The organism is Prolixibacter sp. NT017, assembly GCF_009617875.1.
Lineage (GTDB): Bacteria > Bacteroidota > Bacteroidia > Bacteroidales > Prolixibacteraceae > Prolixibacter.
On sequence record NZ_BLAV01000001.1, the window covers coordinates 1,592,947 to 1,609,250 of the forward strand.

The window sequence follows — 16,304 nt, forward strand, 5'->3', positions numbered from 1 at the left end:
TACAAATTACGCGAATTAAAGCTAATTACGCTAATTGTGCTTCGAGGTTGCTTTGAAGAAAGGATTCACACAGATTGGCTCCACTGATGGACACGGATTTTCTACTCTTAAACGGGATGTTTAATTAGCCCCAGCGGGGTGTAATCTTAGTAGCCCTGGACAAGGAGGAACGACGTCACCCTGGGATGAGGATGTGCGCGCATGAAGCGCTCGTGTGATGGTTTTGATTGAAATGGTGTGGTTGTTTCGAGCGGAATGGTGATGGAGTTCATTGCGGATCTTTTTGTTGGCGCCGACGTTGAGAATTGTGCCGGCGTGTAGGGTCAGGACATGTCCTGACCGAATTTGTACCCAAATCCGGGTTTGTGTTTGCGGCGCAGGAGCGTTGGTATTTCAATGATGGCGGGAATGTGCGCCTCTGGTTTGTCGCGTGTATCCTGTCCCTTGGGGTGGCGTAGTCACGACTATCGTCGTTGACTCCTTCCCCCAAGCTGTGGAATCACAGGCCTTCAGCCTGACGGGCCGGGCGACTTTGACGGGCTCGCGCGTATCGCCTGACGGCGATGTTGGGGATGGTACCGACTTGTAGGGTCAGGACATGTCCTGACCGCATTGGTACCCAAATCCGGGTTTGTATTTGCGACGCAGGAGCGTTGGTGTTTCAATGATGGCGGGTGGGTGCGCCTCTGGTTTGTCGCGTGTATTCTGTCCTTTGGGGCGGCGTAGTCACGACTACCGTCGTTGGCTCCTTCCCCCAAGCTGTGGAATCACAGGCCTTCAGCCTGACGGATGACAGAAATCTTCGAGCGCAACCTGAAAACCTGGGTACTGTGCGGCCACGATATATCGTGGCCCTACAGCGCCGGTGCAACCTGAAACCCTAAAAACAATTAGTAATGAAAAATGAGTAATGAACAATCGAAAGACCATTCTATGTCGTCTAGGGTCTCATGTCTGGAGTCTGATGTCTTTTTCCAACAACAGAAACAACAGAAACCGATCTCCCTAACCTGAAACCTGTAACTCTTCTAACCTGAAACCCTCTTCTAGCTTGCCATTTTGCCTTCTTTCAGCATTTGTACGGCATCGGCGAGGGAGCCGGCGCGGGTGACTTCCCCGGAGTTGACAAAGTAAATCTCGTCGGCATTGGCAATGGTGTTCAGGCGGTGCGCGATAATGACTTTTGTGGTGTGTGACGGCAGCTTTTGCAGGATTTCATCGAGGAGCTGTTCGGTTACCGTATCGATGTTGGCGGTGGCTTCGTCGAGGATAAGCAGGTCGGGTTGCCGCAACACGGCGCGCATGAAGGCGATGAGCTGCTTTTGTCCGAGGCTGATGCCATCACCTGATACGTCGACTTTTGTATTGAGGCCCTGGTCGAAGCGTTCCAGCAGCGATTCCAGTCCCGCGTCGTGGATGAGCCTGGTCAGTTCATCGTCTTTGTATTCCCGGTAGGCTTCGTTGCCATACAGGATATTGTCGCGAATGGTACCGCTGAAGAGGAACGGTTCCTGCAGGATAAAGCCGATTTTCCGGGTACGTTCTTCGGGCGTGTAGGCTCCGATGTTTTTTCCGTCAAGACACACGGTTCCACTGGTCGGGTCGTAAAGGCGCGAAATGAGCGACGCCGTGGTGGTTTTTCCTCCACCGGTCGGTCCCACAAATGCGTACGTTTTCCCCTTCTCTAAATCGAAATTGATGTGGTGCAGTACTTCGGTTCCGTTCGGGTAAGTAAACGACACATCCCGGAAGGAGAGGAGCGCATTGGATTCAACGTTGGTGGCGGCTTCGAGCAGTGGCATGTTGTTCTCCATGTTCAGGATTTTCCGGATACGGTCCCATGCCGCCAGTGCCACCTGGAAGCTGGCCCACAAGGAAGCGAGTTGCCGCAGCGGGTTGTAAAAGTTGGTGATGTATGCCAGGAAACTGATGAGCAAACCGATGGTGAAGTGATTGGTTGCGATCAGGTAGATGCCGAAGGTGAGTACCACCAGTTGCCCGATGTTGGAGAAGAAGGTGTAAACCGGCATGAACAGATTGTTGGCGATGCCTGCCTTCACGGACGTGTTGTAATTGTCCAGGTTAGCTTCGTCGAACCGTTTCCGGAAATAGTCGCGGCGGTTGAAGGCCACAATCACCTTGAAATTGTTGAGACTTTCCTGCACTTCGGAGCTAAGGTTCCCCACGCTTTTCAGGTTGACGGCATTGCGCTTCTTCACCCAGGGCGATGCAAAGCGGGTGATGAGCCAAATGATAACTGCCGGTGCGAGGGCTGCAGCTCCCAGCTCAAGGTTGATGGAGAGCAGGAAAATTCCGGCACCAATCATGATGAGGATGGAGCGGACAAATTGCATCAGCGACTGCGAGAAGAACTGGTTCACCTTGTCGGTGTCGTTGTTCAGACGTGAAATGAGGTCACCGGCTTTATTCTGGTTGAAGAAATCGTATGGCAGTTCCTGTATCTTGTTGAAGAGGGCGTTGCGCAGTGTAAACAACATGCGTTGCCCAACGGTGCCCATCAGTTTGGTTTGCAGGTAGCCGGCAAAGAGCGAGATGATGTACATCACCAGCAAGATGCTACTGAAAACCAGAACACCGTGAAACTGCTTCGTCTGCACATACGTGTCGATGGTGTGCCCGATGAGCAGCGGTCCCAGCAAGGTGAGAGCGGCGGCTACCTGCATGGCGATGAACGCAGTGATGAGCGTGCGTTTCTCTTCGACCATGTGAGCCACCAGCGACTTCAGCGAGGCAAATGTTGATTTCTTTTTTCCGGTTTCGTCGGAGGATGTATAGAGGTTGTAATCCATGTAGTACTTTTCTGTTTCGTTTTCTTTTGCTCACCCCATCCTGAAGGTGTCAGGATTTCCCCTCTCTACCAGTAAAGAGGGGCGGGGCGGCAGTCCGTTGTCACTGTACCGCCATTAATGAGCGCTTTATGATGATGTTGTTGTTTCATAGTGGCTGGTGCTTTTCTGCGACTGGTAAATCTGCATGTATTCCGGAGAAGTTTCCAGTAGCGTTTCGTGTTTTCCGGCTGCGACTACTTCGCCTTCCATCAGGAGAATGATTTGCTCGTAATGTTTGACCGGCGCGATTTTCTGGGTAACCGAAATCAGCGTCAAATCGGGGTAATTCTTCAGTACGTTCCCGATGATTTTCTGTTCGGTTTGCTGGTCGACCCTTGCGGTGAAGTCGTCGAGCAACAGGATTTTCGGATTGAGCGCCAGTGCCCGCGCCAGCATGATGCGTTGCTTTTGTCCACCGGAAAGGCTGGTTCCCCTTTCCGAAACTAATGTGTCCAGTTTCTTCGGTAACGTTTGGACAAACTCTTTCAACTCGGCCGTTTCGATGGCCTTCTCCAGCGATTCATCGGTTACCGTATCGCTGAAGGCAATATTTTCGCGTAAGCTCAGATTGAACATCACACTGTCCTGAAAGACAAATCCAATTTGGTTATGGAACGTTTCTTTCCGGTAATCGTCCAGCGGAATCCCGTCGAATAGCACCGTTCCTTCGTTGGGATGAATCAATCCCGTCAGGAGATACAGCAGTTGCGTTTTTCCGGCGGCTGTCGGGCCGATGATGGCAGTCTGCGAACCGGCGGTGATGTTTAGCGAAACGTTTTTCAGGGCCGGCTTATCATCGTAGGATACGGTTACATTCTGTAGCTCGATATTGCCTTTTACCGGCTTTTCGATGGTTCCCTTATCGACCGTTTCAGGGGCCTTCATCACCTTGTCAATTCGTTCATAGGAAGCAGTCGCCCGTGCAATGACGTTGCTCATGAAGCCAATGACGATGATGGGAAAGATGAGAATGGCTACATAACTGTTGAAGGCGGCAAAATTTCCCAGCGTCATACTTCCGTTGATGACGTAGTGGCCACCGAGCGCCAAAATAGTCAGGGTCGCTAAATTCGCCACGAAAGTGATGACCGGAATAAGAGTCGCAAACAGCGTCAGGATGGAGATGCCCAAATCCTTCGCTTCGGTATTTGCCGAAAGGAATTTCCGGTATTCGGCCTGCTGTGCATTCACCACGCGAATGATAGCGGCTCCCAGAATGCTTTCATTGATGACCTTGTTGAGCCAGTCGACTACTTCGCGGCTGCGCCGGAACAATACCCTTACCCGTTTCAATACCATGTAAAAGGCAAAGCCGATGATGGGAATCATGGTAATGACCGGCAGGGCGAGCTTCCAGTCGATGGTGAGGAGGAGCACACAGGTTCCGATAATGACAAACACCGAAGAAACAATGGAAGCCACAGCCTGAGCCACGAATGTTTTCACTGAATCCATGTCGGACGTCAGGTTGGTGAGCAGCTTCGACGGATTGTTTTCGCGGATAAAAGTAAAACTCTGCCGCGATATCTTGTCGGAGAGTTTCTTTCGCAGGTCGCGTGCTACTTTTTCCGAAGCGTACGTCTGCACAACTGCCTGCAGGTAGGTGAAGAAGAAGATGGCCAGCGTGGCTGTCAGAAACTCGATGGCGATGGTTCGGAAGACGTAGTGCCCGCTGTTGAACGTATCGATGCCGTGTGAAATGATTTTCGGGATGATCAGGTTGGCTCCGTTTCCGAGCAGGGCAAAGAGTACCAGAAAAATGACCATCGTCCGGTACGGTTTCAGCAAAGCAAACAGGTTGACTTTCTTTTTGGGAGCCGTCTTATCTCGTTTTGTTTTTTTACGCATATCAGGAATCTCTTCGGTTGGCAAAGGAAACCTAAAAATCTGGTTTCCACGTTTCCTTATCGATAAATTAAGCCCTGAACAGGGGTGACAACCGAAATGTAATCTATAAGAATACGGCTGACAGGAAATTTTGTTTTACACCGGCAGAAAAAAGAATGACCAGTTGACCTCCAGGCTTTCCTGTGTCAGAATAAAGGTCAGGAAGGCGAAACTAAAGATGGTGGTGTGTTTCGTGGTTTCACCTTCGTTGGCCGGTGCGTTGAATTGTTTTCTAAAAATCATTCGTTCCATTTCCGGACATGTTACAGTGACTATTCTGTTCTATCTTTCTCTGATGATTTTTCCTTTTCGGGGCAGGGCCCCCAGTGGTGATAACGGCTGTGTATCCGGCGGAAATAACGTTCCCGTTCTTCGGGCGTCATTTCTGCCACCTTTTCCCTTAGCTTGTTACGCCAGCTGTGACTGGGCCAGCCTCCGTGCGGGCGGAATCCGCCAAAGAACAGACGGGCCAGAATCAGTAGTCCGGCAGCCTGCCAGAAAGTGATTTCCGGTAAGTGAAAAATGTCGGGCATCAGAGCATTCCAGAGTAACATGGCGACGGCGCTCACTACGGCCAGCATCACAATAAAGAGTGGTGCAAACATGAACTTCTTTCTTCGGTATGACATGGTAGGCATCATGATCGTATGTTTTTAATCGTTTATTAATTCGTCGTATAAAATTTGTAATCGTTCTCTCAAATAGACTATAGCATAGCGTTTGCGCGATATCCAGGTGTTGACCGGTTCACCGGTTTCTTTGGAAATTTCTTTGAAAGATTTCCCGTCGAATTCGGTCCAGCGGAAAACATCCCGCTGTTCGGGCGGAAGATCTTCCAGTGCATCTTCCAGTTCCTCCCAAACCAGCGTACGGATGTACTCGTTCTCGGGCGAATCCTGGTCGTCGGCCAGAATGGCTCCAAACTCTTCCACTACCTGTTCTTCCTCGTCGTCGGAATAGAATTCGGCGAACAGGTCCGGTTGCTTTTTCCGGTAACGGTCGGTGATCCGGTTCCGGGTAACGGTAAACAGCCATGCTGTCAGTTGTTCGATCGGTTTCATCAACCGGTCGGCTTCAGCTAATTGGTAAAAAACTTCCTGAAGGATATCCTCAGCGTCTTCCGCATTTTCCACCCGCTTCCGGATGAATCCGGTCAGCCGGCTGCTGTATGATTTGACGATTTCAGATATATTCAGTTTTTGAGCCACGCGCGTTGCTTCGTTTTTTACTGTTGCTTTCTATTGGGATAGACGAACGGGGAGAACGGATATTTTAACAGAAACGGATTTTTTTAAATTTCATATTTCAGTTTAGCTTTGAGGCTGCTATTGTTCCTGTTGTTGGAAAAAGACATCAGACTCCAGACGTTAGACCCCGACGCACGGTCGGGATTTCGCTTTGCTCAACCTTATATGATATAGAGTGGTCTTTCGATTGTTCATTACTCATTTTTCATTACTAATTGTTTCTGTTGTTAGAGAAAAGACATCAGACATTAGATGATAAAGAATGGTCTTTCTATTATTCATTACTCATTTTTCATTACTAATTGTTTTTAGGGTTTCAGGTTGTGCCCGCGTTGTAGGGCCACGATATATCGTGGCCGCACTATTCCAGCTTTTGCAGTAAACTCGAAGCCGTAATTCAAAATGCAGCATTCAAAATTCATAATTCTTCCCAAAAGCCTCGAAGCGCGATTTTCTCCCGATATCTCGGGACTCAATTTTCCATCCTTAATTGGTTTTTTTCTTTTATGGTTTGATGTCGAAAAGGTTAACGCCGGCCATGGTGAGCAAATGGGCTACCAGATTGAGAATGGCTACCACCGCCAAGGTGGTCATCCAGAAGTGGGCGTTCGACTTCCAGCGCTTGTGGTATAGCCAGCCGCTGATGGTGGCAGTGCTGATGGCTGTCAGCCAGACGATGCCAATTTCTGGCTGGTTTTTTCCAATGATAAAGTCCGGGATAGGACGACCGGGATGACTCACTTCCATGTAAAGAATGTTGAAAATCCAGCTGAACACGATAAGGATGATCCCTAGTAGCACGCCGTCGGAGAACGGAGTGAGGGTATGCAGCCGCTTGAAATAAAGGTTGCGCGCCAGGATTAATATCAGTAATATGTTCAGGAGATTGATGAGTGAGTAATAAGTGACCAGGTCGCCATTGGCCATGTACGACAGGCTATGGATTTCTATGGTAGGGAAGACTTTCCAGAGCTCACAGGCAGTAACTCCGGCAATCAGGTTCACGATAATGGCTACACCCGTCATAAACAGGAGTTTCTTTCCGATACGAGAATTGGAAAAATGCTTGCTCATCCGTTGGTCGTTGTTTGATTAGCAGCTCCTTATTTTGCCCTCATTTCATCTTCTGTCAGCGTTTGCTCGCTTACTGTAGCTAAAGTTACCTTTTTACCTGAACAGGAACAAATAATTCCTTTTGTTGATGGACGGTTTAAAAGTGGATTTTTAAACGCTTTTAAAAGCGTTCTCAAAGTCGTATATTTAATTGAATGAGCCATTTATTACCCTGCTATGCTTGACTACCTGAACAAACCGTATCCGTTTAACGACGATTTTAAGCATAACCTGCGCATCATCCTCGGCATTAGTCTGGTTGTATTTCTTTTCCTGTTATTGTACAAACCACTTGATTTATCGGCTCTCGATCTGTATGACAAAGTATACCTGTTGTTGGGATTTGCCCTGGTGACGCTTTTTTCGCTTGGCGTTAACCTGCTGGTGTTGCCAGCCCTTTTCCCGGGTATTTTCCTTTCGGGAAAATGGAAAATCAAATACGAGATTCTCTGGAACCTGTGGATGTTATTAACCATCACGGTAGGTTACTTTTTTTATGCCCGCCTGACAGGATTGTATGAACTGAACTTTTCCACGCTCATCCGGATTTTGTTGTTCAGCATCATTCCTGTGTCGTTGCTGATTGTCATTAATCAAAACCGCCGGTTGAAAATGACCATTCATTCGGTTGACGCTTTTTCTGACGGCATGAAGAACTCAGAGGATGTGATGATTAATTTTCCATCGAAATACAAAAGGGGAAACGCGCAGGTGAATGCCCGTGATTTGGTGATGATTCATTCGGCTCAGAACTACATCGAGATTTACTGGAAGGAAGGAGACGAGTTACAGAAGGTGATGGTGCGGAACACGTTGGGAAATGCCATAAAACAGGTGAAGCGCTTTCCGCATATCATTCGTTGTCACCGGACCTGTATCGTGAATATGAAGTATGTAACCCGCATGCGAAGCAGTCAGCACGGATATCACATCCATCTGGACGGTGTTGCGGACGAGTTGCATGTTTCCCGATCGTTTGCTCCGCTTTTCCGCGAAATTTACGGCAAACTTCACGAACCGGAACTTTTCCAGGCCGGTTCATCCCTAAAGAGGTAGACCGGACACTTATCCCTACCATTCGTCCCTGCCCACTTGAAGCCCTTCCTGTTTATCCCTAACTTCAAAGAGGTTGGTTCTCGATCTCCATTATTTCCCGACAGATAATTCCATCATCCAATGAAAATACTATTAGTCAATCCGCAGTGTGCCGACACATTCTGGAGCTTTAAGTATGCGCTCCGGTTTATCTCCCGAAAGGTGGCCAATCCGCCATTGGGGTTGCTGACAGTTTCGGCATTATTGCCCGGAGATTGGGAAAAGCGGATTATCGATATGAATGATATTTCCTTACGGGAAGAAGATGTCTCCTGGGCTGATTTGGTGTTCATTGGTGCCATGGATATTCAGCGTCACTCGGTAAAACATGTCATCCGGATGTGTCAGAAACTGAATACGAAAATGGTTGCCGGCGGACCGCTCTTTACCAGTGAGCCGGAAGAGTGGCCCATGATTGATTACCTGGTACTGAATGAAGCGGAAACTACCTTGCCATGGTTTCTGAAGGATTGGGAGCAGGGGACTCCACAGCATTTGTATCAAACAGACGAATTTCCATCGCTCGCACTTTCGCCGGTTCCGGATTACTATCTGCTAAACATGAAGAAATATGCTACGCTGAGTCTCCAATATTCGCGAGGCTGTCCGTTTGACTGCGAGTTCTGCGACATTACCGCGTTGTTTGGACGAAAAGTGCGAACCAAATCAACAGAGCAGGTTCTGGCCGAACTCGGAAGTCTCTATTCTCTCGGTTATCGCGGGAATATATTCTTCGTGGACGATAACTTCATCGGGAATAAAGCCAAACTGAAGAGAGACCTTCTTCCGAAGTTGATTGGCTGGACGAAAGAACGGAATTATCCTTTCCGGTTTAATACAGAAGCAAGCATTAATCTGGCCGATGATGAAGAGTTGATGAAGCTGATGGTACAGGCCGGTTTTGAAAGTGTGTTTGTAGGAATTGAAACACCCGAGCAGGAGAGCCTGGCCGGATGTAACAAGATGCAGAATACGCAGCGGAATCTGGTCGACGATGTTCGCAGAATGCAGCATTCCGGATTGCAGGTGTCGGGTGGTTTCATTGTCGGTTTCGATCAGGATTCTCCTTCAGTTTTTCAGCGGCAAATTGAATTCATTCAGCAAAGTGGCATAGTAACAGCCATGGTTGGTTTGCTGAATGCACAAAGGAAGACCAAACTCTACCAGCGGCTCAAGGATGAGGAACGCTTGCTGGATGTGAGCTCAGGAAACAATACTGACTTCAGTATGAATTTCATTCCCAGGATGAACCTCGATTTTCTGATGGAAGGATACCGTCGGGTGCTGAAGGAAATCTACAGCTGCAAACCATATTATCAGCGGGTTCGCCATTTTCTGCGGAATTATAAGACGGGGCTGCACACTCACAGAAAGATGACCTTCGCCAATGTAAAAGCGTTAATACGTTCTATGTTTGTTTTGGGAGTGTTGAAACAAGGTCAGTTCTATTATTGGAGGCTGTTCGTCTGGACCATTTTTCATTGTCCTGAAAACTTCTCCGAAGCGATTACCCTCGCTATATATGGCTACCATTTTCGCAAAATTTATTCAATAGCCTGACTACATCATCCCTTGCTCAAAACCACCGGAACGTTAAATCCATCTTAAAAAACGGATAGTCTTCGGGAATTTTCGCACTCGCATTGTTGGTATAAAGTGAAGACACAAAACAAAAAATAATTCAACAAAATATGAGTGCAAATATTCCAAGCTACGACGGTAAGCGGTTGGTTATTCTGGGTGGTGGTTTTGCAGGGCTTACACTTGCCCGAAAACTGGCTAAAAGTAATTTACAGATCGTATTGGTCAACAAGCACAATTATCATCAGTTTCAACCTTTGTTCTACCAGGTGGCGACAGCGGGTCTGGAACCCAGTGCCATTGCTTTCCCGTTAAGGAAAGTTTTTCAGGATAATCAGAACGTTCATTTTCGCAAAGCGGAAATACAGAGCGTTGATTTCGATGAGAAGGTGGTGCATACCAGCGTTGGAACCATTCGTTACGATTACCTGGTGAATGCGATGGGAGCCGGGAGTAATTTCTTTGGTAACAAAGAGATTCAAAAGCGTGCCTGGGGCCTCAAGAGCATACCGGAATCGCTGGCATTGCGTAACCACATCCTGATGAACTTTGAGCGGGCTTCGAGCATCGATGATGAAAAGAAGCGGCAGGAGTTGCTAACGATTGTTATTGTCGGTGGTGGTCCCACTGGTGTGGAAGTGGCCGGTGCATTGGCTGAAATGCGTAAATGGATTATTCCGCGCGATTACCACGAAATTGATCACCGAAAAGTGAAAATTGCAGTGGTGGAGGCATCCGGTAAATTGCTCGGACACATGACGGAGAAATCGCACAAAGCTGCCGAGGATTTTCTGAAGTCGCTGGAAGTGGAAGTTTACAACGGTATTGCCGTGAAATCGTATGACGGCGAAGAGGTGACCTTGTCGAACGGTGAGAAGTTGCCCTGCAGCACGTTGGTTTGGGCAGCCGGTGTAAAAGGTATGCCGGTGGATGGTATCCCGGAGGAATTGATTGACAAACGCGATCGCGTGATGGTTGATGAGTTTAGCCGTATTAAGGGATTTGAGCATGAATTTGCCATTGGCGACCTGGCAACGATGGAAACGAAGGATTATCCACACGGTCATCCGCAGGTGGCACAGGTGGCTATTCAGCAGGCACGGTTGCTGGCTAAAAACCTTTTACGATTGGAAAAAGGGGAAAAGCTCAAACCCTTCCGCTATAACGATAAAGGAACCATGGCTACCATCGGCCGCAACAAAGCCGTCGTCGACCTGCCCCAGTTTAGCTTCAAAGGATTCTGGGCCTGGTTGGTTTGGATGATTGTCCACCTGATGTCGATTGTGGGAGTGAAAAACAGGCTCATTATCTTCATCAATTGGGTGTGGAACTACATCTTCTACGACCAGTCGCTACGGTTGATTATTTCGCCGGCCAAACGCCCCAAGCACAAAGATGTGCCGGCCGGGCGTCAGCTCGAGACATCTTCTAAATAAATATATTGATTCCCGGGAAACCGGGAATTTTTTTGTCCCAACTTTTAGGATGCGCCGCCCAGGTGGAATGCAATCCGAACTCCTTCTGTCACCATGTTGGCCCCGATAATTCCGAGGATGAGTCCCATTATTTTGCTCATTACCACGATGATTTTATGGCCTACCAATCGTAAAATATAATCGCTGTACACAAATGCGAGATAGGTGAGAAGAATCATCACACCGAAAATAACCGACGTAATTACCATGTGCCAGATGTTGCTTTGTGTGACGTAGTTCATGGCGGTTACAATGGTTCCCGGTCCCGCCAGAATAGGAATTGCCAGTGGCGAGATGGCCATCCCTTCGTCGATGGTAATCTTGTCGGAGTGGTGAATGGTGGACTTTTTGGATTGTAGCATTTCAAATCCTACATAAAACACCAGGATGCCTCCGGCAATCTTGAAACCGGGAATCGTTAGGCCGAAAGCCATGAAGATGTATTTCCCGATGATGATAAAAGCGAGTACGATGATGAGTGCCGTGAATGTGGCTGACTTGGCTATCCGTTTCCGGGTCGGGAAATCGGCCTCGTCCGTCAGGCTGAGGAAAATCGGGATGTTGGTGATGGGATTCATGATGGCAAAAAATCCCATAAATACAGTGAGAGAGAAGCTGAGAAGATGATTCATACTGTTATTTTTAACCAATAATTATAGCCATTGAACAATTTATTCTGCATCTGGTTGGTTTAACCAGTCGTTTTTGATGGTTGAAACGTATATTGAAGTATTCAGAAATAATTGCTAAACGAATGAATAAACTGCTGATAATCTTTTTGGTAATGATTGTGGGGAGCCTGGTTGCCTGGCAGGGAGCCATTAATGCCCAACTCGGAAAAATGTTGTCGCATCCGTTGCAGGCTGCGTTTATTTCCTTTCTCGGAGGCACACTCGCATTGGCTGCGGCTCTGATGTTAATGCAGGTTGGTTTTCCGTCTTTCCAGGTCATCAAGGGTGTCCCGCCGTACCTGATGATTGGCGGCTTGCTGGGAGCTATATTCGTTACCAGTGTCATCCTGTTCGTCCCGAAAATCGGTGTGGCCAACGTGTTGATAGCCGCAGTGGCCGGGCAGCTTATTCTGTCGCTCATTATCGATAACTATGGATTGATGGGCGTTCCCAAACAACATATTTCAGTAAGTCGGATTGCCGGAACGTTGCTGGTAATCGCCGGACTGTATCTGGTGAATCAGAAGTAGCCTTGTGTCTTTGGTACATTCGATTCTCTTGTTACGGATAAGTATTTTTCAATGTTCTGAATAGCTTGGTTTCAGCGGGTTTTAAAAGGCCGGAATTTTATGCTTATAGAATTTTTTTTTATGCCGTGAAAAAAAAATTCTATAAGCATAGGATCCTAATCCTTTGCGCATCGGATTTAATTATTTACTGTTTACCCGATTTTTTGAACCGAAGCCAGGTTGTGTTTCGGGATTATTCTGCCGGAATTATTTTCCGTTCGATATTCATCGGAAGCCGCGAAAGTACTTCGTAGTTCAGGGCATTGCTGATATCACTGAAAGCTGAAACATTGATTTCGGCATCGCCCTGCCGACCGATGATGACCACCTGATCGCCTAGTTTCACTTCGGGAATGGCAGAGATGTCGACCACAACCATATTCATATTCACGATTCCAATTACGTTGCAACTACGGCCACGAATGAGCACGCGCCCCTTGTTACTTAGCGAACGACTATAACCTGTTGCATAGCCTACCGGAATAAGTGCCATAAGTGTGTCCTGTTGTGCCAGGAAATGGTTGCCGTATCCAACGAATTCTCCCGTCTTAATGAGTTTGATGGACATTACTTTGCTTTCCCAGCCCAAAATCCGGTGCAAAGGGTCGGTCCGGTTTTTTTTGTGATTGATATAATGAATAAAGGTTTCGGCACTCGACCAGAAGCCGTACTGCATAATACCGATACGAACCAAATCGAGGCGGGCGTTTGGATAAACGAAGGCAGCAGCGGAATTGGCCACATGACGATATGTGGGAGTAATTTCATTCTTTTCCAGAATAGCACTCATCTGCCGGTAACGTTTCAGCTGTTTCTGTATGCGAACGTGGTTGGAGACACTTTCCGCACCAGCGAGATGGGTACAGAAACCTCTTACCTGGAAATGCTCCGGCTGCATTTTTATCACGTCGATGGCCTCTATCAGCTCATTCATGTTCAGCCCGGTTCGGTTCATGCCGGTTTCAACCTCCAGATGAATTTTGGCCGACTTATTCAGTTCGCGGGCTTCTTCCAGGGCATGTTCCAGTCGTTCGAGATTGAAGACAAAGAATTCGTATCCTTTGTCAATGGCTTCCCGCATGTGGTCCCGGCCCATGTAACCCATAATCATCACGGTGCTTTTTTTCGTCAGGCTGCGGCAAACCCGCTGAGCTTCGTCGAAATTGAAGACAGAAAAATGGTTGATACCGGCCTTTTCGAGCATGGGAACCATTTGCTCGATGCCGTGACCATAAGCATTGGCTTTAACAACCGAAGATATTTTGACGTTTTTACCCAGTTTTTTCTTCAAAAACTGAACATTGTTAATGAGGGCGCTTTCTTTTAGCGTAATGACAGAGGTTTCCTGCATGAATTACTTGTTTTCAATTAACAGCTTCTCGTAAAGAGTTTGGAAGATGGCCATACCGTTGCCAAGTATGTCATCCGGAAAATTAAAATCTGGATTGTGTAATTGCGGCTGGTCGGGACCGGAACCCAATCCGAAGAAGCCACCTTTGTATTTTTTCGTGTAGTACGAAAAATCTTCCGACCATTTAAACGGTTGCTCCCGGTACGCATGATCGAATCCGTTTTTGCGGACAGCTTCTTCCAGTAGGTCGACACACTGGTCGTTGTTGACCAAGGCCGGAAAATCTTCTACATAGGAAATGGCAAATTTCAATTGTTCGTTTTCGGCTGCTTTCTCAACAACCTGTTCGGCCAGACCGGTCATTTTTTGCATATCATCGTTTTCGTACGCACGAAGGGTAACCATTACTTCGGCGTCACCCGGCGTGGTGCCAAAGGTGACTTCGCCCATACGAATGTGCACGATGGTGAGGAGGGCGAGGTCGGCAAATGCCGATTTATCTTCAAGAATTTCCGACAGTCCCCGGATAATTTGTTCGATGGATCTCACCGGACTGATGCCATTCTCCGGCTCGGCTGCGTGTGAGGTTTTTCCGGTTAACCGGATGATCATGCCTTTGGATGCAGCCGAAAAAGTTCCCCGTCGAAGTATGATTTTTCCTTTCGGGATGCCAGGTATGTTGTGCAGGGCAAACACGTAATCCGGTTCTATTTCGGCGAAAGCCGGCGATTCGACAACATCACGGGCGCCTTGCTCTACCTCCTCTGCGGGTTGAAAGAGCAATACTGCTCTTCCTTTCTCCGGACGATTTTCGGCGATGTAAGGAGCGAGACCGGCTACCATCGACATGTGTCCATCGTGTCCGCACGAATGTGCAACACCAGAATTTTGAGAGGCATAGGGGACGTTGGTGTGTTCCAAAATGGGCAGAGCATCCAGTTCGGCACGGAACATCACGGTAGGACCAGGGTTTTTCCCTTCAAAAACGAAAGCTTTTCCGGTATGGCTGATGTCGATGGTTTTATCGGGTTGATAGCGTTGAACAAAGTCTCTGATTCGGGCTGACGTTTGCTTTTCCCGGTTCGATACTTCGGGGTGTTGGTGTAACGTATGTCTTAGTTCGATAATTTCCTGAATGGTTGACATAAGCCCTGATTTTTAATTAGAAAACGAAAATTAAATAATTTAAGTGTTAAATAAGCCTAATCTTTTGTAAAGGATTTGTTTTGTTTTCTTCCCGGGAGAGAAAAAGCGAAACTCCGGCTAACTGGCAGGCAGTTGATTCCGGAGTTCTTAGCATTTTGCAAAAGTTCCTAAAACATCTTGTGTTCGCTTATTTTTTCAGCAATCCTTCATTTATGATTTGTTCGGCGTGCTCTTCGATGGTTTGCTTCAGCGGAATGTACTGAATGCCCAAATGGTTAATGCTTGGAGAGTTGTCAAATTTTACCGCATATCCGAGATTCCTTTTCAGGTATTTCCATTTGAATCCCATCATTGGCCCAACCAGGTAAAGCAAAGCACGGGGAACAAGTTTTGACGGGATGGGGTAGTTCCCGTTGTATTTTTCACGAAGAATCTGCGCTACTTCCAAGGCTGTTTTCGACTCGGAGACGGCAATGTAACGACCGTTGGCTGTAGGGGTCATCCCCGCTGCTATGTGAACTTTGGCCACATCGCGAACATCAACAAAGCCGAAAGTGAGATCCGGGACGCCGGTTTTGTATTTTCCGTTCAGGAACGAAAGCATGAAATCGATACTGGTGGAATCGGTTCGCGGTGTGAGTGAAGGTCCTAGCACGAATCCGGGATGGACGGTCACCAGTTCCCATTGGTCTTGCTCGCCTTCCATTTTCCACGCTTCTTTTTCAGCCACGGTTTTCGAGTAGGAGTAAGGCTGGTGAGTCAGCGAGCTGGTCTTGTTCCAGTCGCGGTCGGTAAATACTCCGTTGGGTGTATTGGTCGATTCAATAGCATCGCCATACATGCTCGCCACGCTGGCCGTAAGCACAATGCGTTTCAGTGAAGGCGTAATGTTTGCCGACAGCAATACATTCCGGGTACCGCGCAGAGCCGGATCGACCAAATCTTTTTGGGCACTTTTGAAGCCGGCGATCTTGAAAGGCGAAGCGGTGTGAAACAGCAACTCACAACCTTTCATGGCTTCCAGGAAGGAGCCCTCTTTCATCAGGTCGGCTTCGTAAACTTCCAGTTTCCCTTTCGATTTTTCAGCCATATCCAGCAGGTGCTGATATTTGGCCGTATTTGATTTATTGCGAACAGTCGTTCTTACCTTGAAGCCGTCGTCGAGCAACTGCTTTACTATCCAGGAAGCCACATAACCTGAACCACCTGTGACCAAAACGGGTTTGGACGCGTCGATTTGCACACTTGTTTTCATATCGTAGATTTTTGTCTTCGTTTAACGAGGATGGTCGTCAAACCTATCCTGAACTATGTACTGAT

Annotated in this window: 15 protein-coding genes; 4 read left to right on the forward strand and 11 right to left on the reverse strand. The window is 47.7% G+C overall.

Annotated elements, in window-relative coordinates:
• Window positions 1-1,046 precede the first annotated feature (1,046 nt).
• The 7 genes from GJU87_RS06550 to GJU87_RS06580 all read right to left on the reverse strand — a co-directional run bounded on the left by GJU87_RS06550 (window position 1,047) and on the right by GJU87_RS06580 (window position 7,233).
• Window positions 1,047-2,810 (reverse strand): ABC transporter ATP-binding protein, encoded by a 1,764-nt coding sequence (locus GJU87_RS06550; RefSeq protein ID WP_153638794.1) that lies wholly within the window; start codon window positions 2,808-2,810, stop codon window positions 1,047-1,049.
• 126 nt (window positions 2,811-2,936) lie between these two features.
• The gene (locus tag GJU87_RS06555) at window positions 2,937-4,697 is read right to left on the reverse strand and encodes an ABC transporter ATP-binding protein (RefSeq protein WP_153638795.1); all 1,761 of its coding nucleotides are present in this window, start codon (window positions 4,695-4,697) and stop codon (window positions 2,937-2,939) included.
• A 135-nt stretch (window positions 4,698-4,832) separates the two neighbouring features.
• Window positions 4,833-4,988, reverse strand: a complete 156-nt coding sequence (locus tag GJU87_RS06560) for a hypothetical protein (protein ID WP_153638796.1) — start codon at window positions 4,986-4,988, stop codon at window positions 4,833-4,835.
• A 20-nt stretch (window positions 4,989-5,008) separates the two neighbouring features.
• Window positions 5,009-5,377, reverse strand: coding sequence for a hypothetical protein (locus GJU87_RS06565; RefSeq protein WP_153638797.1), 369 nt, complete (start codon window positions 5,375-5,377; stop codon window positions 5,009-5,011).
• Between the two features lie 12 nt (window positions 5,378-5,389).
• Window positions 5,390-5,944, reverse strand: coding sequence for an RNA polymerase sigma factor (locus GJU87_RS06570; RefSeq protein WP_153638798.1), 555 nt, complete (start codon window positions 5,942-5,944; stop codon window positions 5,390-5,392).
• A gap of 543 nt (window positions 5,945-6,487) precedes the next feature.
• Entirely contained in the window at window positions 6,488-7,057 is a 570-nt protein-coding gene (locus tag GJU87_RS06575) for a hypothetical protein (protein WP_153638799.1), read from the reverse strand.
• Between the two features lie 29 nt (window positions 7,058-7,086).
• The gene (locus GJU87_RS06580) at window positions 7,087-7,233 is read right to left on the reverse strand and encodes a hypothetical protein (RefSeq protein ID WP_153638800.1); all 147 of its coding nucleotides are present in this window, start codon (window positions 7,231-7,233) and stop codon (window positions 7,087-7,089) included.
• Between the two features lie 40 nt (window positions 7,234-7,273).
• Here GJU87_RS06580 and GJU87_RS06585 point away from each other — a divergent pair, with 40 nt between their 5' ends.
• The 3 genes from GJU87_RS06585 (at window position 7,274) to GJU87_RS06595 (ending at window position 11,208) form a co-directional block, all read left to right on the forward strand.
• Window positions 7,274-8,152 carry a LytTR family DNA-binding domain-containing protein gene (locus GJU87_RS06585; RefSeq protein ID WP_153638801.1) on the forward strand — a complete coding sequence of 293 codons (879 nt, stop codon included), beginning with the start codon at window positions 7,274-7,276 and terminating at the stop codon, window positions 8,150-8,152.
• 120 nt (window positions 8,153-8,272) lie between these two features.
• A complete protein-coding gene (locus tag GJU87_RS06590) occupies window positions 8,273-9,751 on the forward strand; it encodes a B12-binding domain-containing radical SAM protein (protein WP_153638802.1) in 1,479 nt (492 codons plus the stop codon).
• Between the two features lie 131 nt (window positions 9,752-9,882).
• The gene (locus GJU87_RS06595) at window positions 9,883-11,208 is read left to right on the forward strand and encodes an NAD(P)/FAD-dependent oxidoreductase (protein ID WP_153638803.1); all 1,326 of its coding nucleotides are present in this window, start codon (window positions 9,883-9,885) and stop codon (window positions 11,206-11,208) included.
• Between the two features lie 44 nt (window positions 11,209-11,252).
• Here GJU87_RS06595 and GJU87_RS06600 read toward each other — a convergent pair whose 3' ends face one another.
• Window positions 11,253-11,879, reverse strand: a complete 627-nt coding sequence (locus GJU87_RS06600) for a MarC family protein (protein WP_153638804.1) — start codon at window positions 11,877-11,879, stop codon at window positions 11,253-11,255.
• Window positions 11,880-12,001: 122 nt separating this feature from the next.
• On the opposite strand from GJU87_RS06600, the gene GJU87_RS06605 reads away from it, so the two are divergent.
• Window positions 12,002-12,448, forward strand: coding sequence for a DMT family transporter (locus GJU87_RS06605; protein ID WP_153638805.1), 447 nt, complete (start codon window positions 12,002-12,004; stop codon window positions 12,446-12,448).
• Between the two features lie 232 nt (window positions 12,449-12,680).
• Here the strand turns inward: GJU87_RS06605 and alr are convergent, their stop codons facing one another.
• From alr to GJU87_RS06620, 3 genes are all read right to left on the reverse strand, one after another.
• A complete protein-coding gene (gene alr, locus GJU87_RS06610; protein WP_153638806.1) occupies window positions 12,681-13,838 on the reverse strand; it encodes an alanine racemase in 1,158 nt (385 codons plus the stop codon).
• Between the two features lie 3 nt (window positions 13,839-13,841).
• Window positions 13,842-14,984, reverse strand: a complete 1,143-nt coding sequence (locus GJU87_RS06615; RefSeq protein ID WP_153638807.1) for an amidohydrolase — start codon at window positions 14,982-14,984, stop codon at window positions 13,842-13,844.
• Window positions 14,985-15,171: 187 nt separating this feature from the next.
• Window positions 15,172-16,239, reverse strand: a complete 1,068-nt coding sequence (locus tag GJU87_RS06620) for an aldehyde reductase (protein WP_153638808.1) — start codon at window positions 16,237-16,239, stop codon at window positions 15,172-15,174.
• Window positions 16,240-16,304: the final 65 nt, after the last annotated feature.

Bases quoted from the DNA above. Each gene is read 5' to 3' on its own strand.
- GJU87_RS06575 (WP_153638799.1), bottom strand. From the start codon at position 7,057: ATGAGCAAGCATTTTTCCAATTCTCGTATCGGAAAGAAACTCCTGTTT.
- GJU87_RS06590 (WP_153638802.1), top strand. From the start codon at position 8,273: ATGAAAATACTATTAGTCAATCCGCAGTGTGCCGACACATTCTGGAGC.
- GJU87_RS06605 (WP_153638805.1), top strand. From the start codon at position 12,002: ATGAATAAACTGCTGATAATCTTTTTGGTAATGATTGTGGGGAGCCTG.
- GJU87_RS06595 (WP_153638803.1), top strand. From the start codon at position 9,883: ATGAGTGCAAATATTCCAAGCTACGACGGTAAGCGGTTGGTTATTCTG.
- alr (WP_153638806.1), bottom strand. From the start codon at position 13,838: ATGCAGGAAACCTCTGTCATTACGCTAAAAGAAAGCGCCCTCATTAAC.
- GJU87_RS06585 (WP_153638801.1), top strand. From the start codon at position 7,274: ATGCTTGACTACCTGAACAAACCGTATCCGTTTAACGACGATTTTAAG.
- GJU87_RS06565 (WP_153638797.1), bottom strand. From the start codon at position 5,377: ATGATGCCTACCATGTCATACCGAAGAAAGAAGTTCATGTTTGCACCA.
- GJU87_RS06615 (WP_153638807.1), bottom strand. From the start codon at position 14,984: ATGTCAACCATTCAGGAAATTATCGAACTAAGACATACGTTACACCAA.
- GJU87_RS06620 (WP_153638808.1), bottom strand. From the start codon at position 16,239: ATGAAAACAAGTGTGCAAATCGACGCGTCCAAACCCGTTTTGGTCACA.
- GJU87_RS06555 (WP_153638795.1), bottom strand. From the start codon at position 4,697: ATGCGTAAAAAAACAAAACGAGATAAGACGGCTCCCAAAAAGAAAGTC.
- GJU87_RS06550 (WP_153638794.1), bottom strand. From the start codon at position 2,810: ATGGATTACAACCTCTATACATCCTCCGACGAAACCGGAAAAAAGAAA.
- GJU87_RS06560 (WP_153638796.1), bottom strand. From the start codon at position 4,988: ATGGAACGAATGATTTTTAGAAAACAATTCAACGCACCGGCCAACGAA.
- GJU87_RS06600 (WP_153638804.1), bottom strand. From the start codon at position 11,879: ATGAATCATCTTCTCAGCTTCTCTCTCACTGTATTTATGGGATTTTTT.